This window comes from Microbacterium sp. (genome assembly GCF_035277845.1).
GTDB lineage: Bacteria > Actinomycetota > Actinomycetes > Actinomycetales > Microbacteriaceae > Microbacterium.
Genome location: NZ_DATEJS010000083.1, coordinates 1 through 2,654 on the forward strand (window position 1 = coordinate 1; position 2,654 = coordinate 2,654).

The 2,654-nt window shown below is 71.9% G+C and carries 2 protein-coding genes; both read right to left on the minus strand.

The window, feature by feature from the left end:
• Window positions 1-1,613 (minus strand): phenylalanine--tRNA ligase subunit beta (pheT, locus tag VJR25_RS03595; protein ID WP_324112604.1); only part of this gene is annotated, 1,613 nt, incomplete at its 3' end.
• The coding region (pheS, locus tag VJR25_RS03600; protein WP_324112606.1) for a phenylalanine--tRNA ligase subunit alpha at window positions 1,613-2,654 on the minus strand (1,042 nt) is incomplete at its 5' end. The genes pheS and pheT, both read right to left, overlap by 1 nt.

A 2,654-nucleotide genomic window follows, 5' to 3' on the forward strand; every position in this document is an offset into this window, starting at 1 on the left:
CCGTGCAGGCTGTTCAGCTCGGCGGTGGTGAACGGGAACGACGGCGTCTCCACGTACCCGGCGGCGGCGAGCGCGTTCGCGACGCGGCGGCGCGCGCGCTGCGGGGCGGTGAGGCCTCGGCCGGACGGCGGGGTGGGCAGCACCGACGGGATGCGGTCGAGGCCGTGGATGCGGCTGACCTCTTCGGCCAGGGTCCACTTGTCCGTGAGGTCGGGGCGCCAGCTCGGCGCCACGACGTGCCAGGCATCGTCCGCCTCGTCGACGGTGCAGCCGACCATCTCGAGGGCGCCGACGATCTCGTCCTCCGTGTAGTCGACGCCGATGATGCCGGCGACGAACGGCTTCGGCAGGATGATCGCGGTCTGCGCGGTCTCGCCGAACAGCGCGGCCCCGAGCCCCAGGTCGAGTGTGCCGCCGGCGAGCTCGACCATGAGGTCGGCGACGCGGCGCGCGGCGACGAACGGGATGGCCGGGTCGACGCCGCGCTCGAACCGGCGCGAGGCCTCGGAGGGCAGCTTGTGACGGCGGGCGGTGCGCGCGATCGTCACCGTCTCGAAGGTGGCCGCCTCGATGAGCACGTTGCGGGTGTCGTCGGACATCTCGGTGGTGCCGCCGCCCATGACGCCGGCCAGGCCGATCGGGCCGGACTCGTCGGTGATGAGCAGGTCCTCGACGCTGAGCGTGCGGGTCTGCCCGTCGAGGGTCGTCAGCTTCTCGCCTGCAGACGCCCGGCGCACGGTGATGCCGCCGGTGAGCTTGTCGAGGTCGTAGCCGTGGATCGGCTGGCCGAGCTCGAGCATCACGTAGTTGGTGATGTCGATCAGCACGCCGAGCGACCGGATGCCGGCGAGCGCCAGCCGCGCGATCATCCACGGCGGGGTCGGGGCCGAGGCATCCACATCGCGGACCACGCGCACGACGAACTCGCTCGCGCCGACACGGCCGCGGATCGGGGCGTCGTCCTGCACCGCGATCGGGAAGCCGGAGCCGGGCGCGACCTCGTCGTGGGCGCGCACGCCCGGGTCGTGGAACGCCGCGCCGGTGGCGTGCGCGTACTCGCGGGCGACGCCGCGGATCGAGAGGGCGTAGCCGCGGTCGGGCGTGACGTTGATGTCGACGGCGACGTCGTCGAGGCCGAGGAGCGGAATGGCATCCGCCCCCACCTCCGCGTCGATGCCCAGGTCGGCGAGACGCAGGATGCCGTTGTGCTCGTCGCCGAGACCGAGCTCGCGCGCCGACGCGATCATGCCGTCGGAGGTGTGCCCGTAGGTCTTGCGCGCCGCGATCGGGAACGGGCCCGGAAGCACGGCGCCGGGGAGCGTCACCACGACCTTGTCGCCGGCGACGAAGTTGTGCGCACCGCAGACGATGCCGCGCACGCCCCCGTTCGCCGTGCCGACGTCGACCTGGCACCAGTTGATCGTCTTGCCGTTCGTCTGCGGCTCGGGCTCGACCGAGACCACCTGCCCGACCACGACGGGGCCGGTGATCTCGAAGCGGTGGACGTCCTCCTCCTCGAACCCGACCGAGACGAGCGCCGCCAGCACGTCCTCGGGCGTCGCCCCCTGCGGGACGTCGACGAACTCACGCAACCACGAAAGCGGGACGCGCATCAGACCACCATTCCGAACTGCTCGCTGAAGCGGACATCGCCCTCGGCCATGTCGCGCATGTCCTGCACGTCGCTGCGGAACATGAGCGTGCGCTCGATGCCCATGCCGAACGCGAACCCGGAGTACACCTCGGGGTCGATGCCGGCGGCCCGCAGGACGTTGGGGTTCACCATGCCGCAGCCGCCCCACTCGATCCAGCGCGCGCCGCCCTTGAAGGTCGGGTGCCACAGGTCGAGCTCGGCGGACGGCTCGGTGAACGGGAAGAAGTTGGTGCGCAGCCGGGTCTTCGCCTCGGGGCCGAACAGCACGCGCGCGGCGTGGTCGAGGGTGCCCTTGAGGTTCGCCATCGTGATGCCCTTGTCGACGACGAGGCCTTCGAACTGGGTGAAGACGGGCAGGTGCGTGGCGTCGAACTCGTCGGTGCGGTACACGCGTCCGGGGCACAGCACGTAGATCGGCAGGTCGCGCTCGAGCATCGAGCGCACCTGGACCGGGCTCGTGTGCGTGCGCATGACCAGGTGGCGCGCGGCGGGCGACACGTAGAAGGTGTCCTGCTCCTGGCGCGCGGGGTGGTCCTCGTCGAAGTTCAGGGCGTCGAAGTTGAACCACTCGTGCTCGAGCTCGGGGCCCTCCGCGATCTCCCAGCCCATGCCGACGAAGATGTCCGCGATCTCCTCCTGCAGCAGCGAGATCGGATGCCGCGCCCCCACGCGCGAGCGGGATGCCACGGCGGTGACGTCGATCCGCTCGGCCTCGAGGCGCGCCGCGGTCTCGGCCTGCTCGAGCTCGGCCTCGCGGGCGGCGAGCGCCTGGTTCACCCGGGTCCGGCCCTGCCCGACGAGCTTGCCGAACTCGGCCTTGTGCTCGGGGGCGACCTGGCGCATGCTCGCGTTCAGCCGCGCGAGGGTCGAGCCCTCCGCGGTGTGCGCGGCGCGCGCGGCCTTCAGCTGCGCGGTGTCCGCGGCGGCCGCGATCGCCGCGAGAGCGGCATCGACGGCCTCGGACACCGCTTGGGGTGTGATCTGGGGAACCTCTTCGGAC